The following is a 25,584-nucleotide window of genomic DNA, read 5'->3' as shown; positions in this document are numbered from 1 at the left end:
ATGTCTAGCTCTGCGAACGATGTTCGCATCGTAGCTCGGTCCGGGCCGGTGCTCACCGCGCTGGGGGTCGTGGTGCTCTCCTACGGGCTGTTGCAGACCATGCTGGTGCCGACCGTGGGGGTGTTGCAGCGCGCGTTGCGCACGGGGGTCGGGCCGGCCTCGTGGGCGGTGCTCACCGCGCCGCTGCTGGCCAGCGTGGTGCTCACCCCGCTGGTGAGCCGGCTGGCCGACCGGTGCGGGGCGCGGCGGGTGCTGCTGGCCAGCCTGGCGGTGTACCTGGTCGGCACGGTGGGCGCCGGGCTGGCCCCCGGCATCGAGGTGCTGATCGGGTTCCGGGCCGTGCAGGGGATCGGGCTCGCGCTGGTGCCGTTGTCGTTCGTGCTGGTCAGGGCGACGCTGCCGGCGGGGCGGGTGCCGTTCGGGCTGGCGCTGACCGCCGGGCTGGTCACCGGGTCGGCGGGCGCCGGGCTGCTCGTCGGTGGCCTGCTCGCGGACCTGCTGTCCTGGCGGTGGATCTTCGTGCTGGGCAGCGCGCTGGTGGCGCTCGCGCTCCTGCTCACCGTGCTGTTCGTACCGACGGACCGACCCAGGGGGCCGTCTATCCCCGCGGGTGGGCTGCTGTCCAGGCCGCTGGTGGTCGCGCACGCCGGCGCGCTGCTGCTCGGGGTGAACCAGTTCCTCTGCTACGTGCTGGTGCCCAGGCTGGCGCAGCTGCCCGCGTCGGCGGGCGGGTTCGGGACCACGGTGACCGGCGCGGCGCTGATCCTGCTGCCGGGCACGCTGGTCACGATCCCGGCGAGCTGGGCGGCCGAGCCACTGGCCAGGCGGTACCGGCTGACCGCGCCGCTGGCGCTCGGGCTGCTGCTGGCCGGCGGGTCCGGGGTGGCGCTGGCCCTCGGGCACGGCCGGGCGTGGCAGGTGGTGCTCGGGTACCTGGCCTGCAGCGTGGGCTACGGGCTGGCCATGGCCGGGCTGCCCCGGCTGGTCAACCACGCCAGCCCGGCCGCGCACAGCGGCAGCGCGAACGGCGCCAACACCGTGGCCCGGGTGCTCGGCGGCGCGGCCGGCAGCCAGTTGGCGGTGCTCGCGGTGCAGCTGCCGGGGGCCGGCGGGTTCGTCACCGGGTTCCTGCTCGCCGCGGGCGCGGCCGGGCTGGGCGCGCTGCTGTGCCGGTGGGCCTGAGGGCCGGGTCCCGCGAGCGAAAGTGCTCGCCGCGCGCCGGCTGGCTCACGTAGCGTCGGGCACGGGAGGCGCATGTGGTTGCGGTGTCGCTGGCGTTGCTGGCCAGCGTGGCGTACGGCGTCTCGGACTTCCTCGGCGGCGTGAAGAGCCGCGCGCTGGCCGGTCTCACCGTGCTGTTGGTGTCCCAGGCGGCGGCGCTGGCCATGCTGACCGTGCTGGTCATGACCGTCGGCGACTGGCGGTTGGGCGGTGCGGCGCTGGTCGCCGCCGCGCTGGCCGGGGCCTTCGAGATCTGTGGCATCGCGGCGCTCTACCGGGGTCTCGCGGTCGGCACCATGGGTGTGGTCGCGCCGATCGCGGCGGCCGCGCCGGTGGTGCCGGTCGTGGTGGGCGCGCTGCGCGGGGAGCCGCCCACGCCCGTCCAGTACGTCGGCATCGCGCTGGCCATCGTGGGCATCGTGCTCACCGCGTTCGAGCGGCGCACGGACGGCTCCGAACGGCGGGCGCGGCTGGGCGCCAGCGCCGGGTACGGGCTCGCGGCGGCCCTCGGGTTCGGGGGCTTCTACGTGGCGGTCAACGCCGCGAGCGATGTGGACGTGCTCGGGACGCTCTGGGTCGCCCGGCTCACCTCCGTGGCGCTCCTCGTCGCCGTGGCCTGCCTCGCCAGGCCGCGGCTGAGCGCGCGGCCCGCCGACCTCGCCGTGTTGGTGCTGCTCGGAATGCTCATCATCGGCGCCGACTCGTCCTACGCGGTCGCCTCGACACACGGCACGCTCGGCGTGGTCGCGGCGCTCAGCTCGCTGCACCCGTTGATGACCATCGCCCTCGGCCGCCTCTTCCTGCGCGAAAGGCTCCAGCGCGTGCAGCAGGGCGGCGCCTTGATCTGCATCTGCGGGGTGGCCGCCGTCGTCGCCGGATGACCGTCAGCGGATGCTCTGGCCGTAGACGTGGTCGACCGTCATGGTCATGAGGATCCTGCGGTCGGCGACCATCACCGAGCGGTACTCGTCCCAGTCCGGGTGCTCGCCGGCGGCGGCGCGGTAGTAGTCCACCAGCGCCTGGACCTCGGGGCCGTTCGGGTCGGTGCCGGGGCCGGTGAGTGTGGCGGTGCCCTCGGCGGTGGCCCAGGAACCGCCGTCGGGGCTGGTGACCTCCAGGGTGGCCCTCGGGTCGCGGCGCAGGTTCGCGGTCTTGGCCCTGCCCTCGGTCATCGACACGTGGATGACGCCGGACTTCGGGTCGAAGAACGGCTGGACGGGGGAGAGCTGCGGGCGGCCGTCCGACTTGAGGGTGGCCAGGACGCCGAGGCGGCTCTGGGCGAGCAGCGCGCGCGGGTCGAATGTCATGACGACATCATCAACCTTGACGTCGATGTGAAGGCAAAGAAGGAACCGTCTGGGTGTCGGCCAGCGCGGCCGGGGCGGACAGCCGCCACGCCTCGAAGACGAGCTCGGAGAGCTCCTCGGCGTCGATCTTCTCCAGGTAGGTGACGACCCAGCCGAACCCGCCCGCGGTGAACTGCACCTCGAAGACCTCGGGCCGTTCGGACACCAGCGCGATCTGTTCGGCCAGCGTCTGTTTCAGGCCCACCGTCCGGGTCCTCGGCCAGAGGTAGCCGAACTTCTTCCCGTGCACGCTGTACGACGTGTAGTTCGCCGACTGTTTGTGCTCGACGCCCGGCAGGGCGTTCACCAGCGCCAGGAACTCATCGATTTCGACGCCCACGCCGGACCACGATACGGACGTCACCGTTTCAGCGGGTGGGTGGATGCGCGGCGGCGCAGCTCCACGGCGTGGATGCGGGCCTCGGCCGGGTCGGCGCGGTCGATCTGGCCGAGCAGGGCGTCGGCGCACGCCCGGCCGAACTCCCTGGGGCGCAGGTCGATCGCGGTCACCGCCGGGTCGCACAGCTCCAGGACCGGGCCGTCCACGCAGGCCGCGATCATGAGGTCCCCACCGCCGCCGACCCGCCTCCCGGCCTCGCGGGCCGCCTCCAGCGCGGCGACGGCCGACCCGTCCGGCGCCAGGACCAGGGCGTCCGCCTCGGGGAAGTGGCGCAGCAGCGCGCGGGCGTGCCCTGGCACCGAGGAGACGCTGGAGTCGCCGGCCATGGTCCGCATCCTGGGCTCCAGGTCGAGCGAGCGGCACCAGCGCAGGTAGGTGGTGCGGATGGTGCGCGCCCAGTCGAACGAGCCCCGCACCGCCAGCAGCGCCGGGCGTCGGGATCCGCCCTCGCGCAGGTGTTCGAGCAGCTCGGTCAGGGCGGCGGCGTGGTCGGTGCGGACCGAGGCGGTCGGGGCCGGCGCGCCCGGGTAGCGCTCGCCGCTGACCACGGGCAGGCCCGCGCGGGCGAGCGCGGCGGCCGTCGGGTCGTCGGCGGCGGGGTCGACGAGCACGATGCCGTCCACCCTCGGCCGGGGGACGTGGTGGCCGGCCAGCAGCGTCACGTCGACGCCGTCCTTGCCGGCTCGCTCGACGGCCCCGAAGGCCACGTTCATGTAGTAGTTCGTGCGGGTCAGCTCCAGCGGGGGCGGCAGGTAGACGCCGATCGAGCCGGTGCGGGCCTTGCGCAGGTGGCGGGCGGCGGCGTTGGGCAGGTAGCCGAGCCGGCTGGCGACGTGCTCGATGCGCTCGACGGTGGCCGCCGAGACGCGCCCGCCGCCGGACAGCGCGTCGGACGTGGTGGTGATCGAGAAGCCGGCGGCGTCGGCTACGTCCTGCAGGGTGACCGCCCGAGTGCCCACGCCGGCGACAGTAGCCCAACCGGATCGACCATTGCCGGAACGTTCCGGCTCCGGCTAGTGTCTCCCGCTGCCGGAACGTTCCGGCAGGAATGGGGACGATCGATGACGCTCACCCCTCGTGGCACCCCCGGCCGCCGCCGGCCGCTGGTCTGGGCGGTGTTGGTGTTCGACCTGCTGTTGGTGCTCTCGCCGCCGGTGCACTGGTGGGTGGGCAGCCAGGCCGGCCCGGCGTGGAGCCTCGGCTACTTCCTGGGCGGCGGTGTGCTGGTCGTGCTGTCGGTGTGGTTCTTCCTCGGCCGGGAGCGGGCGGACGGGATGGATCAAGAATGAACATCTTGATCGGCTACGGGGCGGTGGCGCTGTTCATGGCGCTGGTCGTCGGGGTGCTGCAGCTGACCAGGCGCCCGGACGTCACGTTCGTCGACTACGCGACGGCCGGGCGGTCGTTCGGCTCGTGGTTCCAGACCATGTCGTTCCTGAACACCTGGATCGCGGGCACCGGGTTCATCTCGTTCGCCGGGCTCGCGGTCTCCGGCGGGGTGATCGGGTACTACTCGATGCTGTACTCGCTGCTCGGCGTGGTCATGATGTTCTTCCTCGCGGACCGGGTGAGCACCTGGGGCCGGCGGCTGGACCTGCGCACCCAGTCCGACCTGCTGGGCACGCGGTACCGGTCGATGGCGGTGCGGCGGCTGGCGGCGGGGATCGGCGTGCTGGCCGGGATCCCGTGGCTGGTGCTGGGCATGCAGTCGCTGGGGATGGTGTTCTCCTACCTGTCCTTCGGGCACGTCTCGCCGGGCGGGGCGATCCTGGTCGGCATCGGGGTGCTGGTGCTGCGCCAGGTCTGGACCGTGCGGATGGGCATGCGCGGCGTGGTGATCTCCGACATGGTGCAGGGCATCGTGGCCTACGGCGTCGGGCTCGTGGTGATCGTCGCGATGATCGTCTGGCTGGTGCGCGGCGGGCACTCGCTCGACGCGGTGGCGCCGGAGAAGTTCCTGCTGCCGCTGCCGGGCAGCGCCGAGGGCGGCTGGTACCTGTTCTCCCTGCTGCTCACCGGGTTCCTCGGCGCCTGGTGCTGGCCGGACATCTTCGTGCGGCTGTTCACCGCTCGCGGGGTGTGGACGATCAAGCGCTCCGCCGTCCAGGCCGCGCCGCTGATGCTGCTGTTCACCGGCGCGCTCACCACGCTGGCACTGCTCGCGTCCTCGCTCCCTGAGGTGGCCGCCAAGCCGGACCACGTGTGGTTCCTGCTGCTCTCGCACGGCGGGCCGGTGCTGCTCGCGCTGGGCGGGGTGATCGTCATCGCGGCGACCATGGGCAACGTCGACGGGGCGATCCAGGCGGTGAGCGCCCAGGTGGCCAACGACATCCTCGGCTCGCGGTCCGCCGAGCTGCGGACGGCCAGGCTGGCGGCGGTGGTGATGACCGCGGTCGGTGCCGTCGGCGCGGCGAGCACCACGGCGTCGGTGGAGGGCCTGATCGGCTGGGCGATCCTGTCGTACCAGGTGATCGTCCAACTGGCGCCGGCGCTGTTCCTCGGTGTGTTCTGGCGGCGGGGTGGCGCGGCGGCGGCGCTGTGCGGGATGGCCTCGGGTATCGCCGTCGCCGGGGTGCTCCAGATGGCTTACCCCGTGTCGGTGCCGTGGCTGGGCGGGCTCACCTCCGGAGTCGCGGGCCTGATCGTCAACACCGCCGCGTACCTGGCCGTTGCGTGCGCAAGGCCGATGCCCGTACAGGAAGCGAGCTGACCGTGACCGTCGATCTGATCATGCATTCGGGCCGGGTGTTCGACGGGCACGCCGTGCATCCCACCGCGACCACGCTGGCGGTGGCGGACGGGCTGGTCGCCGCTGTGGGGACCGAGGCGGAGGTCCGCGCCTCGGTGGGCGCCGCGCGGGAGGTCGTCGACCTGGGTGGACGGATGGTCGTCCCCGGGTTCGTGGACGCGCACGTGCATGCCGTGCTCGGCGGCGTCGAGCTGGGGCAGTGTGCGCTGGACGAGTGCGCCGACGAGCCGGCCGCGTTGGCCGCCGTCGCTCGGTACGCCGGCGCGCATGCCTCGCGGCCGTGGGTCCTCGGCGGCGGCTGGCAGATGACCGCGTTCGCGGGCGGCCGGCCGACGCTGGCGGCATTGGACGGCGTGCTGCCCGACCGTCCGGCCTTCCTGCTGGACAGCGCGCACCACACGGCCTGGGTGAACTCCCGCGCGCTGGCTGTTGCCGGTATCGACGCGGGCACCCCCGACCCCGCCGACGGGCGTATCGAGCGCGACCCCGGGGGCCGGCCTTCCGGGCTGCTGCACGAGGGCGCGATGAAGCTCGTGCAGGCCGTCCTGCCGCCGACCGATGAGTCCGAGCTGGACGCCGGCCTGGACACCGCGCAGGCGTACCTGCACTCGTTCGGCATCACCGGGTGGCAGGACGCGCTGGTGGGCCGCTACGCCGCGTTTCCCGACGTGTACGGGGCGTACGTGCGGGCGGCCTCGGACGGTCGGCTGACCGCCCGTGTCCGCGGCGCGCTGTGGTGGCCCCGGGAGACGGTTGCTGACGACGTGGCGGCGACGGTGGCCGCGCTGGCGGCCAAGCGCGACGCGGCCCCGGCCGGCCGGTTCGCCGCCGGCACCGTCAAGATCATGCAGGACGGCGTCGCGGAGACGGCCACCGCCGCTGTGCTCGAGCCTTACGTCCGTTGCCGTTGTTCCGGCAGTGGCCTGTCCTACTTCGCCCCCGACCTGCTCAACGCCATGGTCACCGCCCTGGACGCGGCGGAGTTCCAGGTCCACGTGCACGCCATCGGCGACCGCGCCGTCCGGGAGGCGCTGGACGCCTTCGCCGCCGCCGGACCGAGCCGCCACCGCCACCACATCGCCCACCTCCAGCTGGTCGACGACGCCGACATCCACAGGTTCGCCGCCCTGGACGTCACCGCGAACCTGCAGGCGTTCTGGGCCTGCCACAGCTCGCACATGCGCGAGACCTGCCTGCCGGTCCTGGGTCCGGAGCGCACCGAGCGCCAGTTCCCGTTCGGCTCCCTGTCGCGGGCCGGCGCGCGCCTGGCCATGGGCTCGGACTGGCCGGTGACCACGCCGGACCCGTTCGCCGCCATCCACGTCGCCGTCAACCGCCGCGAACCCGGCCGCCCCGACGCCGAGCGGCTCGGCACCGACCAAGCCCTCGACCTGACCACCGCCCTGTCCGCCTACACCGCCGGCTCGTCCCGCGTCAACCACCTCGACGCCGCCGGCACCATCCGCCCCGGCGCCCTGGCCGACCTCGCCGTCCTCGAGACCGACCCGTTCGCCCTACCACCCGCCGACCTGCACCGGGTCCGCACAGACCTCACCCTCGTCGGCGGCCACCCCGTGTTCGAACGCCGCTGACCGCCGAGTTCAGTTGATGTCGAACTCGTTCCCCTCCGGGTCCGTCATCGCGACCGCATAGTGGTCGAGCCCTTCCTGGTGCAAGGCGCCGGTCACGGTCGCGCCCAGATCGGCCAGCCGCTTCGCCTCGGCGTCGACTCGCTGCCGGCGAACCTCGATCGGGTCCGCCCGCTGGCCGCTCGCGTGGATGTCGAGATGCAGCCGGTTCTTGACGGCCTTGACGTCCGGGACGACCTGGAACCAGATGGCCGGCCCGTGGCCCTCCGGGTCGCTGATCCTGTCCACGCCGGCGCCCAGGGCGTCCTCGGGCACTCCGAGGTCGCGGTAGTAGTCGTCCCAGGTGGCGAAACCGGTCGGGGGCGGCGCAAGCTCGTAGCGCAGCGCGGCGGCCCAGAATCGGGCAAGCCGGTCCGGGTCGGCGCAGTCGATGACCAACTGGAAGCGGACGGGCATCAGGTTCTCCAAGCCTCGGGCAGCTAGTACGGGAACCGAACATTAGTTCGATATGTGTGGAAAGCAAGCCGACCTGCGTCCCGGCACCTGCACTCTCATATCGATGAGCGAGCAGGTGCGAAGATCCGCGTGTGGAGGCGGAGCTCGTGTCGCGCGCGGTGGCTGCGGCGACAGCGCTGGCGGGCGAGTTGCATCTGCGGGTCGACGACGCGGTCGTGGTTCAGAATTCGAACAAGCTCGCCCTGCGCCTGGTGCCGTGTGGCGTCTTCGCCCGCGTAGCACCGGTGGGGCAAGAGGTAGCCGCGCTTGAGGTCGAGCTTGCTCTGCGACTCGCCGGGACCGCGAGCCCCGTCGCGGCGCTGGAGCCCCGGGTTGAGCCGCGGGTCTACGAACGCGACGGCTTCGCGGTGACCTTGTGGACCTACTACGAGGTGGTGGCTCCTGACCTGGACGTACCGGGCGCATACGCAGGCGTGCTCCAACGCCTGCACGCCGGCATGCGAAGGGTCGAGATCGCAACCCCACACTTCCTGGACCGGGTCGCGGAGGCCGAAGGGCTGGTCGCGCACCGAGAGGAAACCCCCGCGCTCGCCGAGGCCGACCGGCATCTGCTCCTCGGCGCGCTGCGGAGCGCTCGTGAACGGATCCGCGGTCGCGGTGCCGCCGAGCAGCTACTGCACGGCGAACCGCATCCTGGCAACCTCCTGAGCACCCGTGATGGCCTGCTGTTCATCGACTTCGAGACGTGCTGCCGGGGACCCGTCGAGTTTGATGTCGCCCACGTGCCGGAGGAGGTTGGCGCCCGCTATCCGGGCATCGACCAGGTTCTGCTGGCGGAGTGTCGGCGGCTGGTGCTTGCGATGGTCGCCGCATGGCGCTGGGACATCAGCGATCAGTTTCCGGATGGTCACCGGCATGGCCGGAACATCCTGTCCCTGCTCCGCCAGGGTCCGCCGTGGCCCGCACTCGGTGCTCTCACAGCCGAATAGCGGCACGCACTTGCAGACCGCGTTGAGGGCGCCCGTCGTACCGCTGAATGTCGATGAGGAACGTGGGCGTTGGAGAGATGGGCTCTGTGGCCGCCTGGAGTGAAGCGGGACGCTGTGGCTATCTAAGCATCGGGAGTAGATAGATCTGCGGGTGGGCCGGTCTGTGGTCGACGGCCCCACCGCGCGTGTGTCGGACTTAGCCGTCCTTAAGTTCTGCATCGTTTGCTGACATGATGATGGAATCGATGCAACGTCGGATCATGCGAAGACTCTCGAATGCCTCACCAGTGGCAAGTACCTGTCCATCAGGCGCCTTCAGGCGAAACCGATATCTATCGGCTCGATCTATATATATCTCGAACCGACCAACTTTGACTCGCGTACCCTTGTCTTTCGACGGGCCTTCCGGGATATGAATGTTTGGATCTTTGACGGCGTCTCGAACCGACGTGATCGCGATAATAGCGGCATCTCTTGTTTCATAAGCCTCGCCTGCGGCGGCGAGTATCTGCCCGTTGAACGCCCTCAAGCGAAATCGATACTTGCCGGCGCGGTCTTTGTATACTTCAAACTTGCCGCCCGATCCAGTACCTTGTGCCCCGGGGTGGGTAGAAGCTGCAGGGTGCAGGTCTGTTGGTTCTAGTCTGAATCCGGCACCTGTGATGGCATTGCGGATATCGGCTTCCTCGACTGAATACTCATTCGCCAAGTCTTGGACGGATCTGCCTGCTTCATATCTACGCGCGATTGTGCGCGCGGCGCGGCTGTGTAGGAGTCCGACTGATGCTTTGTCTATTTCGAGCTGTGCCTTGAGCGAAGGCGTGTCGTCTGGTCTGCGGCGCGCCGTATATAGGTATTCACTTCGACTGCGAGTGCGTTCGACAGCCGCGACGGTCTCAGATGCCGCGCGATGAAGCCAGGCCGGATCGTCGGATCCATGAACGTTGGAGAGCAACTCCAGGCAAAGGGCATAGAGCTTATTTTTATCCTGGCTGCTTTCAGTTTCCATCTTTATTGCCCTCCCTCCGTTTTGGATTGAAGGGTGGCGCTTCTTCGTTTAGATGAACTTTTCGCGCAATGCGGACATCTGCCTTTGTGGTCTCGATCGATGATCACTGTACTGGCTCGGACTGCGTGAAACATCGCCTCCGTTCCGCTTGCGCCGGTGGGGATTGCCTCGGTATCGAGAACGCGACTTACGATCCGTTCCCAGTGATCTTGTGCCGTTCCCCAGTCATTGTGATGCTGGCGCACGAAAGCGATGGTGAAGCTGCCCTCGATGCCGAACTCGTTTTGGTAGCAGAAGTCGCTCAGTAGTGGGATCCACTTACCCATTCGCGTCCCCCGGGGGTGGGAAGGCTTTAGCTAAAGGGGTCTGCCGCCGTGACGTAACCGAGTTGCTGACGAAGTAGCCGGTGACAGCGCCGACAAGACCCGGTACGAGCAGCCAACCGGTGATCGAGAGGACGTAGGCCAGAGCTGGTACTGAAGTGCTGCTCGGTGAGGTGATCTGGATCAGTACGTCAAATGCCGTGGCCCAGCCTAGATAGTGCCCGCCTGCTACGAACAAGATCGCGAGTGGCGCGCTTAGGGGGAGGCCCCGTCGCAGCATCCACAAGCTAATACCGGCGTGCCTCCCGGTTGATCTGTAGCGCCTGCGAAGCCGGCGGAAGGCGGTCTCGCGGGGTGGAGCCGGAAGGTCGGCGCGCGTCATGATCGTCTTGTCTACGGGCGTCGGGGTATGAGCAGGCTCCCCTTCGCGCTCCTCGGACTCGGAGCGTGCCTCGCTCGACATGGCCGCGCAGTCTAGCCGCCAGGCGCGCGGGGACCGCCGTATGGCTCACGACGAGGCCGGTCCGGTTAGGTCGCAGACTATCCCGGCCCAACGACGACCTGTGGTCACCGTCAGTCACCCGCGCGGCGTTAGCGCCTGCGCGCGGCAAGTTTCGCAGGACTGGCCTAATACCTCGACGACGTGCGCGCTGGCCAGGCGACCGGGTCAGATGCCCTCAAACCCACGCGGACCGGCGAACTTTGACGCTCGCGCCCTGAGCACAGGGAGGCTAGTCCGAGGGGAATGTGGGTTCGACGTCCAGTGAAGCGGCGGTGGGTTTGCGTTCGGCGGCGCTCCAGAGGACTGAGATGGGAGTGCCGTTGGGGGCGGAGCGGGCGATGAACTCGTCGAGCAGGGCGTCGAGGCGGGCGGTCAGTTCGGTGCGGGCGGTGTCGTCGAGGCGGAGTACGGCGCGGCGGACGTGTTGGGGGGCGGTGGGGTCGTTCTCCCGGAGCTCGGCTCGGTGCGCGTCGAGCACCGCGAGCTCGACCTTGGCGTGCAGGTGCTCCTCGTCGTCGGGGCCGAACTCGAGGCGCCAGGTGCGGCCGGTGGCGCGGTAGGGGCGTTCCCAGGCGCCGTGCGGGCCCTGGCGGGGGGCCTCGGCGACCAGGAAGCCGGCCTCGGTGAGCGCCCGGACCCGGCGCAGCAGGGTGGCGGGGGCGACGCCGAGGCGCTCGGCGAGCTGTTGGTTCGTCCAGGGTTCGTCCAGGCACAGGCGTAGCACGCGCCAGCTCAGCGGGTGGGTGAGCGCGCGGAGCTGTGCGGGCGTCGTGGGGGGACGCGGCTCGGGCATTGACAGGAGCGTAACCGATTCGCGAGATTGCGATCGATATCAGTTTATGAAATCGGAGACCGCATGGACGCGATCAGGACGTACGTCGAGCGCAACCGCTCCCGGCACGAGCGGGAGCTGGCGGACTGGGTGGCGGTGCCGAGCGTGAGCGCGACCGGCGAGGGCATGCCCGAGGCCACCGAGCACGCGCGGCGCCTGGTCGAGGGCAGCGGGCTGGCCCCGAGGGTGGTCGAGACCGGCGGGTGGCCGCTGGTGACGGGCCATGCGAAGGGGCCGGACGGCAGCCCGCACGTGGTGATCTACGGCCACTACGACGTGCAGCCGCCGGGACCGCTCGGGGAGTGGGACAGCCCGCCGTTCCAGGCCACCGTGCGCGGCGGGCGGATGTACGGGCGGGGCACCGGCGACAACAAGGGGCAGCACCTGGCCCAGCTGCTCGCGCTGCGGGCACTGCGCGACGAGGGCGGCGGGCTGCCGTGCTCGGTGACAGTGGTGCTCGACGGCGAGGAGGAGATCGGCAGCCCGCACCTGACGGACACGCTGGCGTCGATGCGCGAGGAGATCGACGCCGACGTCGCGCTGTGGAGCGACGGGCCGGTGCACGACAGCTACGAGCCGACGGTGTCGCTGGGCGTGCGCGGCGCGCTGAGCTTCGAGATCACCGTGCGCGGCGCGAGCTCCGCGCTGCACTCGGGGAACTGGGGCAACGTCGCGCCGAACCCGGCCTGGGAGCTGGTGTGGCTGCTCGCGGGCATGCGCGGGCCGGACGGGCGGATCGGGGTGCGCGGGCACGACGACGGCGTCACGCCGTTGACCGACGGGGAGCGGGACGCGTTGCGCGCGCTGCCGGTGGACGCGGCCGCTGTGCTGGCCGGCGCCGGGCTGGACCGGATGGACGCCCACCCGGACGGGCCGGGGTACAACGAGCGGCTGGCGCTGCCCACGTTCAGCATCAACTCGCTGTCCTGCCTGGACGGCGACGACCATCGGACGGTGATCCCCTCGGTCGCGGTCGCGCGCTGTGACATGCGGTTGGCCTGCGGGCAGCGGGTTCGGACGGTTCAGGACGCGGTGCGCGCGCACGCGCGGGCTCGGCTGCCGCACGCCGAGGTGCGGTTCAAGGTCGGCATGGAGCCGTCCCGCACGCTGCCGGACGCGCCGTTCGCCGAGGCGGTGGCGCGCGGGGTCGGCGAGGCGGCCGGCAAGCCCGCGCTGCTCGCCCCGGCGCAGGGCGGCAGCCTGCCGATCGCCGCGCTGACCGACGGCCTCGGCCTGCCGTGCTACGGCATCCCGCTGGCGAACGTCGACGAGCGCAACCACGCGCCGAACGAGAACTTCGAGCTGCGCCGGTTCCACGACGGCATCGTGACGGCGGCCAGCGCGCTGCTCAGCGTCGGAAAGGCCGGGCGGTGACGTCCCAGGCGCGGGCGGTCGCCGCCGCGTCGATCGGCAACGGGCTGGAGTGGATGAGCTTCAGCTCGTACGCGCTGCTCGCCGACGTGATCGCCCGCCGGTTCTTCCCGGCCACCGACCAGGCGCTGTCGCTGATGCTCGCGGTGGCCAGCATCGGCGCGGCGTACTTCATCCGGCCGGTCGGGGCGGTCGTGCTCGGCGCCTACGCCGACCGGGTCGGCCGGATGCCGGCGCTGATGATCGCGATCCGGATCATGGTGGCCGCCACCTTCCTGATCACCTTCATCCCTGGCTACGACACGATCGGCGTGCTCGCCCCGATCGGCATGCTGGTCGCCGTGCTGCTGCAGGGGTTCTCGGCCGGCGGCGAGTTCGGCAGCGCGACCGCGTACCTGATCGAGCAGAACGCCAACCGGCGCGGGTTCATGGGCGCCTGGCAGGGGGCCAGCCAGGCGGCGTCGACCCTGCTGGCCACCGTGCTCCTCGCCGTCCTGTCCGGAGTGCTCACCCCGGCACAGTTCGACTCCTGGGGCTGGCGCATCCCGTTCGCGATAGGCCTGCTGCTCGGACCGGTCGGCTTCTACATCCGCCGCCACCTGCGCGACTCACCGGAGTTCACGAGCGCTCGCGCCGAGCCGGAGCACCCGCTGCGCGCGACGATCAGAACCCAGAAGTCCCGCATCCTGCTCACCATCGGCGTCCTCGCCGTCTCCACCGGGCTGAACTACCTGCTCACCTACATGCCGACGTTCGCCATCCGCGAGCTGGGCCTGCCCACCTCCACCAGCTTCACCGCGACCATCCTCACCGGCGTGGTGCTCACCGTGTGCTCCCCGCTCGCCGGGCACCTCTCGGACAGGATCGGCCGCACCCGGATGCTCGCCGCCGCGGCCGTGCTGATCTTCGTGACCAGCCTGCCGTTCTTCCTCCTGATCAAGAGCGTTCCGAGCTTCGCCGTGGTCACGGCGGTGGTGACGCTGATGGGCCTGGTCAAGGTCTGGTACAGCGGGCCGCTCGGCGCGCTGATGGCCGAGATCTTCCCGGTCCGGACCCGGGCGACCGGGCTGTCCATCGGCTACAACCTCGGCATCGCCGTCTTCGGCGGCCTCACCCCGCTGGTGGTGACCTGGTTGATCGCCACCACCGGCAGCAAGCTCGCGCCCGCCTTCTGGATCATGGCGCTGGCGGTGGTCAGCACGACGGCGATCCTGCTCGCCGGCCGGTACGTCGCTAGCGACGGTCGTAGGCCCGGCGGGCGGCGTCGACCTGCTCGATATGGGTCTCGGCCCAGTCCTTGATGGCGACCATCCGGGGCAGCAGGTCGCGGCCGAGCGGGCTGAGCGCGTAGTCGACGCGGACCGGCACGGTCGGGGTGACGGTGCGGGTGACCAGGCCGTCGCGTTCGAGCGTGCGCAGCGTCTGGGTCAGCATCTTGCTGCTCACGCCCGCGATGCGCCGGCCCAGCTCGCTGTGCCGCATGTCGCCCTCGCCCAGCGCGCAGAAGATCAGGCCCACCCACTTGTCGTTCAACGACTCCATCAGCTGGCGGGTGGGGCAGGCGGCGATGAAGGCGTCGTAGGCCTGTTTGGCCTGGTCCCGGCGTTGGCTTGCGCTCGTGGTGGTCATCGGGATTCCCCCCGGGTGGGTAAGGAACTTTCAGGTACCTACTTCCTAGCAGAAAGTGCTGGTTCCTACCGTCGAGATGTCCGCGAGAGGAGGCGACGACATGCGGGTAGGGGTCTTCATCAGCGGGGTGGGGACGGCGCCGGTGGACGACGTCGCGGCCTGTGCCGCGCACGCCGAGGAGGTGGGGCTGGACTCGGTGTTCGTCGGCGATCACCTCACGCCGGTGGAGCCGATGCTGGACAGCACGGTCGTGCTGGCGGCGGCCGCCGCCGCGACCAGGAGGGTCCAGGTCGGGTACGGGGTGATGATCCTCGCGCTGCGGCCGGTGGCCTGGGCGGCCAAGCAGGTGGCGGCGCTGCAGCAGGTGTCAGGCGGTCGGCTGGTGCTGGGGATCGGCGCCGGAGGCGCGGTGCACGGGACGGCGGGCTGGGAGGCGGTCGGGGTGCCCTACGCCGAGCGCGGCCCGCGCACCGACCGGGCGTTGGAGCTGCTGCCGGGGCTGGTGGCGGGCGAGCCGGCCATGGTCGGTGGCGCGGAGATCACCTTGGCTCCGGGTGCGACCCCGCCGCCGGTCTGGATGGCCGGGACCACGGCGGCCGCGTTGCGCCGGACCGTGCGGCACGCCGACGTCTGGTTCCCGGCCATGGTCGGGCCCGCCACGGTGGCCGCCGGTCGGGAACGGCTGGCCGAGGTGGCGGCCGCCGAGGGGCGGGCGGTGCCGGAGGTCGCGGTCGGTGGGGTGGGCGTGCTCGGCGACGATCCCGGCGGCGCCGGGGTGGAGGGCATCGTGCGCGCGCTGAGCGGGAACTACGGCGTGCCGATCGAGGAGGCGGCGTCGATCCCGATCAGCGGCACCCCGGAGTGGGCGGCCGAGCGGATGGCCGAGCACGCGCGGGCCGGCGTGACGCACCTGGTGCTCAACCCGATCGACCCCGTCGACGGGGACTGGCGCCGGCAGGTCGAGCTGATCGCCCAGGCACGGTCACTGGTCGCGTCGCTGCTGGACTAGCTTGCGCAGCCGGTGCAGCTCGGCGGCGCCGGCGCCGAGGTGCTCGCGCAGCTCGCGCTGGGCGTGCTCGTGGTCCCCGCCGCGCAGCGCGTCGAGCAGGACGCGGTGGTCGTCGCCGGCGCGGCCCAGCTCGCGGGTGCTGCGCTCGGCGAGGTTGAGCGCCAGGCGCAGCTCCTGCTGCACGGCGGCATGCCAGGCGGTGAGGCGGGCGTTGCCGGTGGCCTCGACCAGCACCGCGTGGAAGTCCCGGTCGCCGGCGAGCACGGCGGCCACGTCTGCTCTCCCCAGGCCGCGCTCGATGTGCTCGACCAGCGAGGCGAGACGTGCCCAGGCGGGTGCGTCCGGGCCGGCAGCCAGCAGCGCGGTCACCCCGGCCGCCTCCAGCACGCCGCGCGCCTCGTACAGCTCGTCGATCTCGTGGTCGGACAGCTCGGTGACGATCACGCCGTGGTTCATCTGGTGGCGGACCAGGCCCTCGGCGGCCAGCACCCGGGAGGCCTCGCGCACGGTGTTGCGGGAGACGCCCAGCTCCTCGCTCAGCGGGATCTCCCGCAGCGGCGTGCCGGGCAGGATCCGGCCGGACAGGATCGCCTCGCGCAGCGCATCGGTCACCGCGTTGTGCGTGCTCCTGCGCTCGAAGCTCACCCCGAACCGGCCCATCGCGTCCCCCGTTCTAGACGTCCAGTCTCTGTCCCAGCCCCAGCGAGGCCGCGCGCCGCACCAACAGCGACGTGATGGCCACATCCTGCACGCCCAGCCCGGTCAGGTCGCAGACGGTGACCTCGTCGGGTCCGGTCCGCCCGGGGCGCAGGCCGGCCGCGACCTCGCCCAGCTCGGCGTGGACGTCGTCGCGGGCGAGCAGCCCGGCGTCGAGCGCGTGGTGCAGCTCGCCGGAGCGGGCCGCCGCGTCCAGGGAGTCGACGACGAGCCTGTCCGCGCGGGCCAGCAGCGACGGGTCCAGCTCGTGCTTGTCCGGCATGTCCGAGCCCACCGCCGTGACGTGCGCGCCCGCCCGGACCCAGTCGGCGCGCAGCACGGGGGACCGGGCCGGGGTCGTGGTGACGATGACGTCCGCGCCCCTGACCGCCTCGGCGACATCCGCGACCGCCCGTACGGACACCCCGAGCGACGCCGTCATCTCCTCGGCGTACGCCACGGCCGCCTCCGCACGACGGGCCGCCACGACGACCTCGGTCGGCGTACGCACACCCAGGAGCGCACGGAGCTGGTGGCGCGCCTGGCCGCCGGCCCCGACCACGGCCACCCGCTCGACCCGTTCGCGCGCCAGCAGGTCCGCCGCGAGCGCCCCCGCCGCCGCGGTGCGCAGCTCGGTGAGCAGCCCCCGGTCGGCCACCAGCGCGACGATCTCGCCGGTCACCGACGACAGCGCGATGCTCATCCCCCCGGACGCCGACAGCCCGCGCCCCGGGTTGTCGTAGAACCCGGTGGCCAGCTTGACCGCGAAGTGCTCCCGTCCCGTCAGGTAACCGCCTTTGACGTGCAGCTCGCCGTTGCGGTCGGGCAGCGCCAGGTCGAAGTTCGGCGGTGAGACGGCCTCGCCGCGCGCCAGCGCCACGAACCCGTCGCGCACCGCCCGCACCGCCTCCGGCCCGTCGATCGCCGCGCGCACGTCGTCCTCGGTCAACAACAACATTCGCGCTCCCTTGTCACCGGACCAGTGCCGCCCTAGATTGTAGAACAACTGAGCAGTATCCAAGCGAACGGAAGGTGATCATGCAGGACACCCGGCGGGACTTTCCGGTGCTCTCGGAGCTGACGTACCTGACGACCGCGTCGGTCGGCCTGGTGCCGCGCCCGGTGCTGGCGGCGGCCCAGGAGTTCGAACGCGACCTCGCGGACAGGGGGACCACCGGGTTCGACGAGGCCACCGAGCTGGCGGTTTACGACACCGCGCGGAACGCGGCCGCCCGCCTGCTCAACGCTCCGGCGCACACGATCGCGTTGGCCAGCAGCATGACCGAGGCGCTCTGCCAGGTCGCCTGGTGGCTCAAACCGTCGGCGCCGGCCAACGTGGTGTCCACCGACGTGGACTTCCCGAGCAACACCTACCCCTGGTTCCGCATCGCCGAGGAGACCGGCCTGGACGTCCGCCTGGTCCCGGTCGCGGACGACCCGCTGGGCTTCGACGTCGACCGGGTCGCGAGGTACGTCGACCACAACACCGCCGCGATCAGCATCAGCCACGTCCAGTTCGGCACCGGGCACCGCCTCGACCTGCGCGCCCTGGCCGACCTCGCGCACGCCCACGACGCGCTGCTCATCGTGGACGCCACCCAGTCCGCCGGCCAGGTGCCGCTCGACGTGGCCGCCGACGACGTCGACGTCCTGATCACCGGCTCGTACAAGTGGCTGTGCTCCACGTTCGGCGCCGCGCTGTGCTACCTGCGCCCGGAGCTGTGGGAACGGTTCAACCCGCCGCTGGTCGGCTGGCGCAGCGCGCCGGACGCCTACGCGCTGCACGCCCACTGGCAGGGCCTGGCCCCGGACGCGCGCCGCATGGAGTTCTCCACCATGTCGTACACGGCCACCGTGGCCCTCGGCGCCGCCGTCGACTACGTGCTCGCGCTCGACCCCGAGACCATCCGGAAGCACAACCTGGCGCTGACCCGCCGCCTGATGACCGGCCTGACCGGCCTCGGCGCCGAACTGATCACCCCCGACCGCGACGAGCTGCGGGCCGGTACGGTGACCGCCCGTTTCCCCGGCCACAACGGTGAGGCGGTCGCCGCCGAGATCATCGAGCGCGGCGTGATCGTCAGCCCGCGCGCCGGCGGAACGCGCTACTCCGCGCACTTCTACAACACCGAGGACGACATCGACACCGCGCTCAACACGACCGCCGACGTCCTCGCCGCGATGCGGGCGATGCGGGCGACGCGGTAGCGCACGCCATGACCACCGAACGCGACAGCGACGTCGCGACACGCGGGGCGGCCCTGTTCCGCCTCAAGCCGGTCACCGCCCAGGACGCCGGAGAGCTGCGCCGGACCCTCGGCCTTGGCGCGCTCACCTCGATCGGCATCGGCGCCACGCTGGGCACCGGCATCTTCGTGATCCTCGGTCAGGCGGTCCCGGCGGCCGGCCCGGCGGTGGTGCTCTCGTTCGTGCTCGCCGGCGTCACCGCGCTGTTGTCGGCGCTCTCGTACGCCGAGCTGGCCGGCATGATCCCGGTCGCCGGGTCGGCGTACTCCTACGCCTACGCCACCCTCGGCGAGCTGGTCGCCTGGGTCTGCGGGTGGTGCCTGCACCTGGAGTACGGCATCTCGATCGGCGCCATCGCCGTCGGCTGGGGCCAGTACCTCAACGAGCTGCTGGCCCTGGCCACCGGCTCGCGGCTGCCGGACGCGCTGAGCCAACCGCCCGACGCCGGCGGGATCGTCAACCTGCCGTCCGTCGTCGTGGTCCTGCTGGCCATGGTGTTCCTGCTGCGCGGCGCCCGGGAGACGGCGTGGGCGACCTCGGTCATGGTGGTGGTCAAGGTCGTCACCCTGGTGTTCTTCTGCGCGGTGGCGTTCACCGCGCTGCGGGCGGAGAACCTGGAGCCGTTCGCGCCGCTCGGGATCGCCGGGGTCAGCGCGGCGTCCGCGACCCTGTTCTTCTCCTACATCGGCTTCGACGCCGCCTCCACCGCCGGCCAGGAGGCCAGGCACCCGCAGCGGGACATGCCGCGCGCGATCATGCTCGCGCTGGTGGTCGTCACCGTGCTCTACTGCCTGGTCGCGCTCGCCGCCGTGGGCGCGATGCCGTGGACGGCGTTCGCCGGCACCGACGCCGCGCTCAGCCAGATCGTCACCACCCGGCTCCAGCAGCCGGTGTGGGGCGCGCTGATCGCCGTCGGCGCCGTGGTGGCCACCGCCAGCGTGGTGCTCACCGTGCTCTACGGGCAGACCCGGATCCTCTACTCGATGTCGCGCGACGGCCTGGTGCCGCCGGTGTTCGCGCGCGTCCATCCGCGAACCGGGGTGCCGCGCGCGAACACGCTCATCGTCTCGGTGTTCGTGGCGGTGCTCGCCGCCGTCGTCCCGCTGGGCAAGCTCGCCGACGCCACCAGCATCGGCGCCCTGTTCGCGTTCGGGCTGGTCAACATCGCCGTGGTGGTGCTGCGCCGCACCCGCCCCGACCATCCGCGCGGCTTCCGGGTGCCGTGGAGCCCGCTGCTGCCAGTGCTGGGCGTCGGCTGCTGCGTCTACCTGATGTTCAGCCTGGACGTCGAGACGTGGGTCATCTTCGGGCTGTGGATGCTGCTCGGGCTCGTCGTGTACTTCGGGTACGGACTGCGGCACTCACACCTGCGAACGGAGAACCGATGACGCTGGAGCTGATCAACCCGCCGGGGCTGCCGGTGCCTCCGACCTACAGCCACGTCGCCGTCGCGCCCGGCGGCCGGATCGTCTTCGTCGCCGGCCAGGAGCCCGAGGACGCGGACGGCAACCTCGTCGGCCCCGGCGACCTGGCCGCGCAGGCCCGCCAGGTGTTCGCCAACCTCGGCATCGCCCTGGCCTCGGCGGGCGCCCGCCCCGAGCAGGTCGCCAAGATCACGATCTACGTCGTCCGCCCGTCATCGAGGCCGCCCGGGCCACGCTGTTCGGCGACCACAAACCGCCGGACACGCTGGTCGGCGTGCCGACACTCTCCCGCCCCGAGTACCTGATCGAGGTCGACGCGATCGCGGTCCTCGGCCTACCTGGGTGAGCCCAAATCGGCCGGCAAGATCCTTGCGGGCTCCGGGCGTGGAGCACCGTTGTAGTACCTCGGTATCTCGTTGCCCCATCCGAAGACGCCGAAGGGCACGCCGGCCAGATACGCGGAGATCCCTGCGGCGGGGTAGGGGATGGTCCAGTCGGGTAGTGCTGTGAGGGGAAACCAACGGACGGCCGAGCACTTGTCTGGTTCTCGGTTGGTGGGTTCGCCGCGCCATCGGGTGGCCTCGAAGAAGACGCCTAGTCGGGGTTCCTCGTCGGGGTGTTGGACGTGCAGGGCGTGCACGAATCGCAGGTCGTCGGGGTCGATGATGACGCCGACTTCTTCGTGGGCTTCTCGGACGACGGCGCGGTCAGCCGGTTCTCCCATGTCGGTCTTGCCGGAGGGGAGGTGCCACATGCCGTCGCCGTAGCCACCTCGGCGTCGGCTGAGCAGGATTTGACCATCGCGTACCAGCAGGATGTGAACGTCCAGAACCACGTGTTGGGGTAGCTGGCTCACGTCGCCTTCTTCCGCCGGTTCGCTGCCGTGGGGGGTTTCCTGGACTTGGGACGAGCCATCTTCGTGTCGTGTAGGCCCGCCAAGCCGATCTCGGCCCGTGGAGTTACCCGCTTGCACTCTAGGCGGGCAGCGGCCATCGGTGCGGGCTGTCGGGGTTGTCGAGCCAGACGTGTTGATCGTTGGCGGTCACGGTGAGGCCAAACCGTTCCCAGCCTGGTTGTCCGGCCTCGGCCCAGAACTGCTGCACCTGTTCGAGGGTCTGCCACAGCGGGCGCGGTCCGGCTTCCCACACCTGGCCGGTGCCGTCCGCGTTCGTGGTGACCTCGCACCAGGATCCGTCGCGGCTGTAGAGGTACATCGCGCCTATGCCCCCGGTGTCGGGGTCTTGGCTGTAGCCGAACTCGATGCGCCCGGGCACGGTCAGATGCAGCAGGAACCACAACACGCCGTGCTCCCACGGGCGCTCCAGCCGCAGGCCGGTGACGTGGCGCTGTGCGTGGCGCCGGTCCCGCTCGGGCTTCTGGCCGGGGTGCTGTGCGAACGTCGGGGTACGCATCTGCATGAATGTCGCTGCTCCGCCGTCGAACTGCCCGGTGAGCTGGTCGGCGTCGCGGCGCAGCAACACGAGGTTGCCGACGACCGCGCTCACCTTCACGTCGACGAGCACCAGGCCGCCGTAGCGGGTTTGTTCGGCCCATGCCCACGGCACGCGAGGCACCGCGCATGTGGCGATGATCCGGTCATAGGGCGCGTGCTCGGGTAGCCCGGCGATGCCGTCAGCGGTGACCAGCGTCGGGTGGTAGTCCAGCTCGGCCAGCCGTTGCCGCGCCGACTCGACGAGCCCGGCGCCGACATCGAGCGAGAACACGTTCGAATCTCCGAGCCGATGCGCCAGCAGTGCGGCGTTGTAGCCGGTGCCGGTGCCGATCTCCAGCACCCGCATTCCCGGCTGGACGTCGAGCATTTCCAGCATGCGGGTCATCAGGCCCGGCGCGGAGGACGACGACACCGGGCCGGTGGCGTCCCGGCCGCCGTCGGGCACTGCGCCGATCTCGGTGACCAGCGACAGGTTGGCGTACACCTGCTCCCACCACCGCTCGCGGTCCTCGCTGGCGGTGACCAGGTGCCAGCCAGGCTCGTCCGGGCGTCGCTGGTAGTAGGCCGGAACGAAGTGATGCCGGGGCACGTCGAGCACGGCTTGCTGCCAAGCCGGGGAGCTGAGCTTGCCGGCCGTGACCAGCTCGTCTCGCAGTGCCCGGGCCCGCTGCCGCCAAGAGTCCACGGTGGTCACCTTGCCACCGCCAACAGGTCAGCCATCCCTACCTTCTTCCTCGGGGTGATCCGGGCCAGCCGTAGGGTCTGGAGCCCCAGGGGTGCCGGGTGTGGCTTTCAGTCATCTGCCGGATGCGCGGCTTTCTGCGATTGGCCGCCCGGCACCCCCTCGACGACTCGACCGCTGATTGAGAACTGCGAACCGATCGCTGTGTAGGGATGAGCCGGCGAGGTCGTCTGTGGGGCAACATGCTGGTCAGAGCGGGGAGGCGATGTTGGGACGGGTATGGGCCGGGGTGGACATCGGCAAGGGACATCACCATGCGGTGGTGATCGACCCGGACGGTGTGCGCCTGCTCTCGCGGCGGGTGGCCAACGAGGAGACGGCGCTGTTGGAGCTGGTTGCCCAGGTCAGCGGCCTGGCCGGTCAGGTGGACTGGGCCGTGGACATGTCCACCGGCGGCGCCGCGCTGTTGCTGGCGTTGCTGGTCGCTCATGGCCAGCGGGTGGTCTACATCTCCGGCAACCAGGTCAACCGCGTCGCCGGCGCGTACCGGGGCGAGGGCAAGACCGATGCACGGGATGCAGCGATCATCGCTGATCAGGCCCGTATGCGCCGTGACCTGACGCCGTTGCGCCTCGATGACGAGCTCATCGTGGAGCTGCGCATGCTGGTTGCCCGGCGTCGTGACCTCGCCGGTGATCGGGTTCGCCTGGTCAACCGGCTGCATGAGCAGCTGCTGGGGATCAGCCCCGCGCTGGAACACGCGCTGGAGCTGACCAACCGTGGACCGCTGGTGCTGCTCACCCACGTGCAGACACCGGCCGCGATCCGCCGGCTCGGCGCCGAGCGGCTTGAGGACTGGCTGCGCTCGCGGAAAGTCCGCGGCGCCGCCGAACTGGCCACCAAAGCCGTGACGGCGGCCAACACCCAACACACCACGCTGCCCGGCGAGCGGTTGGCCGCGCAGCTCGTCGCGGACATGGCGAAGGGAGTGATGTCCCTCGATGAGCAGCTCAAACACACCGACAAACTCATCGAGGGCCGGTTTCGCGGCCACCGATCCGCCGAGGTCCTGCTGAGCATGCCCGGCATCGGCATTCTGCTCGGCGCGGAGTTCCTCGCCGCCACCGGCGGCGACATGACCGCGTTCGCCTCGGCCGACCACCTCGCCGGCTACGCCGGCCTCGCCCCCGCACCCCGCGACTCCGGCCGCATCAGCGGCAACCTGCACCGCCCCCGCCGCTACCACCGAGGACTGCAACGAGCCCTCTACACCTCCGCCCTGGTCAGCATCCGCTGCAACCCCCAGTCCCGAACCTTCTACGACCGCAAGAGATCCGAAGGCAAACATCACACCCAGGCCGTTCTCGCCCTGGCACGCCGCCGCGTCAACGTCCTGTGGGCGCTGCTGCGCGACAACCGCAGCTACACCCCGGCACCGCCCACCGCGGCCGCCGCCTAATGGCCCCGTCAACTTGACAACCTCATTGAGAATCGCCGCGGTCATCGGCGCTCCGGTAGCGGCCTCCAGCCAGCCGAACTGCGGTCCGGTGTTGGCCTCCAACAGCACCCACTCACCGTCGGGCGTGACCACGAAATCCAGACCCGCGTAGCTCAGGCCCGTGTGTTTCATGTAGGCGCTCACACCATCGACCACCGTGTCCGGGACTGACACGTACCTGTAGGTCAGGGCGTCCGGGTCGGACCGCCAATCGACTCGGGCGCGCTCGGAGCCGGCATCGATCGCTAGCGGGAACCACCGATCGCCGATGACGGTCAGCCGAACCTCGAACGCTTTCGGCACAAACTCTTGCAGGGTGGTCGCCGTCACCGCCACCGTGTCCAGGGCGTCCACATCGTCAGCGGTGAGTCGTCGAGTGTATGCGACTTTGACCTGGCCATCCTGGATGGTTCCGGACAGAAACCGCCGGGCCGACTCCGCATCATTCGTGATTTCAGTCTTTGCGACCGTCAACCCGCACGCAGACGCGGCGATCTTCCACTGATACGGTTTCCATATCGCGTCCGCGCATCTGTTCGGATGGTTCGCCCATAGCACCTCGAGCGACGCGAGGACGCCGCCGAGCGCGAGTTTCGCTTCCCGATATGCGAACTCTCGTTCCGGCCCGATCAGCCCCGGCGCCAGAACATAGGTAGAAGGGTTCCGGTTCCACACCGAACGGATGTCTTCCAACCTGACCGACCGATGCTTGTTCCACAGTCGGCCGGTCACCCTCCCCGCCTGATCGAGCCGGCCGTCAAGCCACAGCCGAGTCGGGAATTCCGCCAGATCGGTGCGAAACACCGGGACATGTCGGTCGACCAGCTTTTTGACCACCGCGTCTGCCGTCGGGTCGAACTCCCGGGCCAACACAAGGACCGTCATTTCACTTCTTCCCAGCCCCATGTCTCGTTATCTCCGCCATCTCCATCCGTATGGGTAGATTCGTACGATGTCCATTCTTTCTTCATGTCCGGGGCAACGGGTCGACCATCTGGAGACACTGCCATCTGTGACAACGGGTCATACCGGAACTCTGGCAACTCACGCTCCGGCGCTGTGTCCACGACACGCAACAAGAATGGCCGCACGGCACCGCCCGCGCCCCCGGTCTCATCGCCGTCCGGGCAACTCCATCACACGCAGTCCCGCCGACGCGAGCGGGCCGTCGACTTCAGTCAGGTCGGACATTCAATCCTCCACTCATCGATTGTCATTCCACAACTTGGCAGCTTTCCCCATCGCTAACCGCTACTGCTTGGTTCTGACCGAAGCCACCCGATAGAACTAACGCCTGTCGATGATGTTGGAACCCGACCCCCGGAGGCCCGAGATCAAAGGGCGTTGCCTCCGGGGGCCGGGGATGCCCGCACCGGCCGGACCGGGGAACCATTGCCGGGGGCGAGTCCGGTTCCACCCGTGTTCGACACAGCCAACGCGGGAGTCTGCATCTCGGCCATAGCGGCCACGATCAACCACGGCGCCGCTCCAGTTCCAGAGCGCGGCGCATGCGTCGGTCTTGTCGCCAGGCCATGAACAAGCGAAACAGCCTGAGAAATTCGTCCTCTTCAAAGCCGGGTTCAGGTGGGACGGCCCGGCGTCGTTTGACTGCGGCCGGCCGCGGCTCGGCGTCATGATCCGCATCGTTTGCGATCATGAGGCACCACCGACAGAACACGACCCGACCGGGTAGCCAGGTGCCGGGCCGGAAAGCTTCGTCACCGCAAGCCGACACCGCGTGCTTCTTGGTGGGCTCGGCCACGGCGTGAACACGGTGGTCGTTCAGGCCAGGCAGCAGGCCCCATGACTGAGCCTCCCGGTTCGCCGACGTTGCCGGTTCTTGGCTGGCCTACGCGCCGTACCTGCCTTACCACGGCGGCCTTCGCGCGACTTTTTCACCGCGTGATCTCTCGACTGCGGAGCTTCCCGCCGGCCATCCATCCGGAGCGTTGCCCGCAACGCTCCATATCCGACGAACCACCCATCCGGACGTGGGTTGATGTCCAGCCTCGGCGGCACCCACGCGCTTGCGCTGCTCTGGCTCGGTGGGTGCGCCAGCACGCCAGCCAGTACTGCAAGTCGACGGCAAGGCCGGGCTGAATGTTGGCGTATCGGAGGTGTGCAGCTCGCCTCACGTCGATCATGTATTGACCGTAAAC

28 protein-coding genes and 1 pseudogene are annotated in these 25,584 nt (G+C 70.5%); 13 read left to right on the top strand and 16 right to left on the bottom strand.

What is annotated here, in order from left to right:
- Positions 1 to 1,182 (top strand): MFS transporter, encoded by a 1,182-nt coding sequence (locus tag N912_RS53730; RefSeq protein ID WP_084211086.1) that lies wholly within the window; start codon positions 1 to 3, stop codon positions 1,180 to 1,182.
- Positions 1,183 to 1,256: 74 nt separating this feature from the next.
- Complete coding sequence (locus tag N912_RS0121915; protein WP_028924085.1) at positions 1,257 to 2,102, top strand: DMT family transporter; 846 nt, start codon at positions 1,257 to 1,259, stop codon at positions 2,100 to 2,102.
- A 3-nt stretch (positions 2,103 to 2,105) separates the two neighbouring features.
- Here the strand turns inward: N912_RS0121915 and N912_RS0121910 are convergent, their stop codons facing one another.
- The 3 genes from N912_RS0121910 to N912_RS0121900 are packed head-to-tail and all read right to left on the bottom strand — an operon-like array spanning position 2,106 to position 3,926.
- Positions 2,106 to 2,528, bottom strand: a complete 423-nt coding sequence (locus N912_RS0121910) for a PPOX class F420-dependent oxidoreductase (RefSeq protein ID WP_028924084.1) — start codon at positions 2,526 to 2,528, stop codon at positions 2,106 to 2,108.
- A gap of 10 nt (positions 2,529 to 2,538) precedes the next feature.
- The gene (locus N912_RS0121905) at positions 2,539 to 2,907 is read right to left on the bottom strand and encodes an MmcQ/YjbR family DNA-binding protein (protein ID WP_028924083.1); all 369 of its coding nucleotides are present in this window, start codon (positions 2,905 to 2,907) and stop codon (positions 2,539 to 2,541) included.
- 20 nt (positions 2,908 to 2,927) lie between these two features.
- Complete coding sequence (locus N912_RS0121900; RefSeq protein ID WP_028924082.1) at positions 2,928 to 3,926, bottom strand: LacI family DNA-binding transcriptional regulator; 999 nt, start codon at positions 3,924 to 3,926, stop codon at positions 2,928 to 2,930.
- Between the two features lie 102 nt (positions 3,927 to 4,028).
- On the opposite strand from N912_RS0121900, the gene N912_RS0121895 reads away from it, so the two are divergent.
- From N912_RS0121895 to N912_RS0121885, 3 genes are read left to right on the top strand one after another with little or no spacing between them, the layout of a single operon-like run.
- Complete coding sequence (locus N912_RS0121895; RefSeq protein WP_028924081.1) at positions 4,029 to 4,256, top strand: hypothetical protein; 228 nt, start codon at positions 4,029 to 4,031, stop codon at positions 4,254 to 4,256.
- Positions 4,253 to 5,677, top strand: coding sequence for a sodium:solute symporter family protein (locus tag N912_RS53725; protein ID WP_051580582.1), 1,425 nt, complete (start codon positions 4,253 to 4,255; stop codon positions 5,675 to 5,677). Before N912_RS0121895 ends, N912_RS53725 begins: the two co-directional genes overlap by 4 nt.
- A gap of 2 nt (positions 5,678 to 5,679) precedes the next feature.
- Positions 5,680 to 7,308, top strand: a complete 1,629-nt coding sequence (locus N912_RS0121885) for an amidohydrolase (RefSeq protein WP_028924080.1) — start codon at positions 5,680 to 5,682, stop codon at positions 7,306 to 7,308.
- Between the two features lie 9 nt (positions 7,309 to 7,317).
- Here N912_RS0121885 and N912_RS0121880 read toward each other — a convergent pair whose 3' ends face one another.
- The gene (locus N912_RS0121880; protein ID WP_028924079.1) at positions 7,318 to 7,761 is read right to left on the bottom strand and encodes a VOC family protein; all 444 of its coding nucleotides are present in this window, start codon (positions 7,759 to 7,761) and stop codon (positions 7,318 to 7,320) included.
- Positions 7,762 to 7,892: 131 nt separating this feature from the next.
- On the opposite strand from N912_RS0121880, the gene N912_RS0121875 reads away from it, so the two are divergent.
- A complete protein-coding gene (locus tag N912_RS0121875; protein ID WP_028924078.1) occupies positions 7,893 to 8,750 on the top strand; it encodes a phosphotransferase family protein in 858 nt (285 codons plus the stop codon).
- 196 nt (positions 8,751 to 8,946) lie between these two features.
- Here N912_RS0121875 and N912_RS62190 read toward each other — a convergent pair whose 3' ends face one another.
- The 4 genes from N912_RS62190 to N912_RS53720 form a co-directional block, all read right to left on the bottom strand.
- Entirely contained in the window at positions 8,947 to 9,759 is an 813-nt protein-coding gene (locus N912_RS62190) for a YegP family protein (RefSeq protein ID WP_084211085.1), read from the bottom strand.
- Positions 9,760 to 9,761: 2 nt separating this feature from the next.
- Positions 9,762 to 10,085, bottom strand: coding sequence for a DUF6313 family protein (locus N912_RS67055; RefSeq protein ID WP_425415306.1), 324 nt, complete (start codon positions 10,083 to 10,085; stop codon positions 9,762 to 9,764).
- A complete protein-coding gene (locus tag N912_RS67050; protein ID WP_425415309.1) occupies positions 10,078 to 10,362 on the bottom strand; it encodes a DUF6313 family protein in 285 nt (94 codons plus the stop codon). The genes N912_RS67055 and N912_RS67050 overlap by 8 nt, the downstream gene beginning before the upstream one ends.
- Before the next feature lie 451 nt (positions 10,363 to 10,813).
- Complete coding sequence (locus N912_RS53720) at positions 10,814 to 11,377, bottom strand: winged helix-turn-helix transcriptional regulator (protein ID WP_051580581.1); 564 nt, start codon at positions 11,375 to 11,377, stop codon at positions 10,814 to 10,816.
- 63 nt (positions 11,378 to 11,440) lie between these two features.
- Here N912_RS53720 and N912_RS0121865 point away from each other — a divergent pair, with 63 nt between their 5' ends.
- Both N912_RS0121865 and N912_RS53715 read left to right on the top strand, forming a co-directional pair.
- Positions 11,441 to 12,790 (top strand): M20/M25/M40 family metallo-hydrolase, encoded by a 1,350-nt coding sequence (locus N912_RS0121865; protein ID WP_037065835.1) that lies wholly within the window; start codon positions 11,441 to 11,443, stop codon positions 12,788 to 12,790.
- The gene (locus N912_RS53715) at positions 12,787 to 14,088 is read left to right on the top strand and encodes an MFS transporter (protein ID WP_064745340.1); all 1,302 of its coding nucleotides are present in this window, start codon (positions 12,787 to 12,789) and stop codon (positions 14,086 to 14,088) included. Before N912_RS0121865 ends, N912_RS53715 begins: the two co-directional genes overlap by 4 nt.
- Here the strand turns inward: N912_RS53715 and N912_RS0121855 are convergent.
- Positions 14,021 to 14,416: a winged helix-turn-helix transcriptional regulator gene (locus N912_RS0121855; protein WP_028924076.1), complete on the bottom strand. Its 396-nt coding sequence runs from the start codon at positions 14,414 to 14,416 to the stop codon at positions 14,021 to 14,023. The two genes, N912_RS53715 and N912_RS0121855, sit on opposite strands and share 68 nt — an antisense overlap.
- A 100-nt stretch (positions 14,417 to 14,516) precedes the next feature.
- On the opposite strand from N912_RS0121855, the gene N912_RS0121850 reads away from it, so the two are divergent.
- The gene (locus N912_RS0121850) at positions 14,517 to 15,425 is read left to right on the top strand and encodes an LLM class flavin-dependent oxidoreductase (RefSeq protein WP_037065833.1); all 909 of its coding nucleotides are present in this window, start codon (positions 14,517 to 14,519) and stop codon (positions 15,423 to 15,425) included.
- Here the strand turns inward: N912_RS0121850 and N912_RS53710 are convergent.
- Both N912_RS53710 and N912_RS0121840 read right to left on the bottom strand, forming a co-directional pair.
- Positions 15,399 to 16,085 (bottom strand): GntR family transcriptional regulator, encoded by a 687-nt coding sequence (locus N912_RS53710; RefSeq protein WP_051580579.1) that lies wholly within the window; start codon positions 16,083 to 16,085, stop codon positions 15,399 to 15,401. The two genes, N912_RS0121850 and N912_RS53710, sit on opposite strands and share 27 nt — an antisense overlap.
- Positions 16,086 to 16,098: 13 nt before the next feature.
- Positions 16,099 to 17,079, bottom strand: coding sequence for an NAD(P)-binding domain-containing protein (locus N912_RS0121840; RefSeq protein ID WP_028924074.1), 981 nt, complete (start codon positions 17,077 to 17,079; stop codon positions 16,099 to 16,101).
- Positions 17,080 to 17,159: 80 nt separating this feature from the next.
- On the opposite strand from N912_RS0121840, the gene N912_RS0121835 reads away from it, so the two are divergent.
- Genes N912_RS0121835 through N912_RS53705 form a run of 3 tightly spaced genes read left to right on the top strand, consistent with a single transcriptional unit; the run spans position 17,160 to position 20,097 of the window.
- The gene (locus N912_RS0121835) at positions 17,160 to 18,329 is read left to right on the top strand and encodes an aminotransferase class V-fold PLP-dependent enzyme (protein ID WP_156993851.1); all 1,170 of its coding nucleotides are present in this window, start codon (positions 17,160 to 17,162) and stop codon (positions 18,327 to 18,329) included.
- Positions 18,330 to 18,337: 8 nt separating this feature from the next.
- Positions 18,338 to 19,756 (top strand): amino acid permease, encoded by a 1,419-nt coding sequence (locus tag N912_RS0121830; protein ID WP_051580578.1) that lies wholly within the window; start codon positions 18,338 to 18,340, stop codon positions 19,754 to 19,756.
- Positions 19,753 to 20,097 carry a RidA family protein gene (locus N912_RS53705; protein WP_245645374.1) on the top strand — a complete coding sequence of 115 codons (345 nt, stop codon included), beginning with the start codon at positions 19,753 to 19,755 and terminating at the stop codon, positions 20,095 to 20,097. The genes N912_RS0121830 and N912_RS53705 overlap by 4 nt, the downstream gene beginning before the upstream one ends.
- A 29-nt stretch (positions 20,098 to 20,126) precedes the next feature.
- Here N912_RS53705 and N912_RS62185 read toward each other — a convergent pair whose 3' ends face one another.
- Together N912_RS62185 and N912_RS0121815 are read right to left on the bottom strand one after the other, a co-directional pair.
- Positions 20,127 to 20,627 (bottom strand): NUDIX hydrolase, encoded by a 501-nt coding sequence (locus N912_RS62185; protein WP_342670873.1) that lies wholly within the window; start codon positions 20,625 to 20,627, stop codon positions 20,127 to 20,129.
- Positions 20,628 to 20,766: 139 nt separating this feature from the next.
- Positions 20,767 to 21,930: a methyltransferase domain-containing protein gene (locus tag N912_RS0121815; protein ID WP_245645373.1), complete on the bottom strand. Its 1,164-nt coding sequence runs from the start codon at positions 21,928 to 21,930 to the stop codon at positions 20,767 to 20,769.
- Positions 21,931 to 22,192: 262 nt separating this feature from the next.
- On the opposite strand from N912_RS0121815, the gene N912_RS0121810 reads away from it, so the two are divergent.
- Entirely contained in the window at positions 22,193 to 23,386 is a 1,194-nt protein-coding gene (locus N912_RS0121810; protein ID WP_037065832.1) for an IS110 family RNA-guided transposase, read from the top strand.
- A gap of 591 nt (positions 23,387 to 23,977) precedes the next feature.
- On the opposite strand, the pseudogene N912_RS66790 reads toward N912_RS0121810, so the two are convergent.
- From N912_RS66790 to N912_RS63625, 3 genes and pseudogenes are all read right to left on the bottom strand, one after another.
- Positions 23,978 to 24,310: pseudogene (locus N912_RS66790) on the bottom strand (MvdC/MvdD family ATP grasp protein); the annotation flags it as partial.
- A complete protein-coding gene (gene tgmA, locus N912_RS67045) occupies positions 24,307 to 24,516 on the bottom strand; it encodes a putative ATP-grasp-modified RiPP (protein ID WP_084211082.1) in 210 nt (69 codons plus the stop codon). The pseudogene N912_RS66790 and the gene tgmA, both read right to left, overlap by 4 nt.
- A gap of 380 nt (positions 24,517 to 24,896) precedes the next feature.
- Entirely contained in the window at positions 24,897 to 25,187 is a 291-nt protein-coding gene (locus N912_RS63625) for a hypothetical protein (RefSeq protein WP_156993849.1), read from the bottom strand.
- Between the last annotated feature and the right edge of the window lie 397 nt (positions 25,188 to 25,584).

Source organism: Actinospineispora acaciae DSM 45401 (assembly GCF_000620785.1).
In the GTDB taxonomy this organism is placed as follows: Bacteria; Actinomycetota; Actinomycetes; order Mycobacteriales; family Pseudonocardiaceae; genus Pseudonocardia; species Pseudonocardia acaciae.
This window is presented reverse-complemented; position numbering and strand designations above follow the sequence as displayed.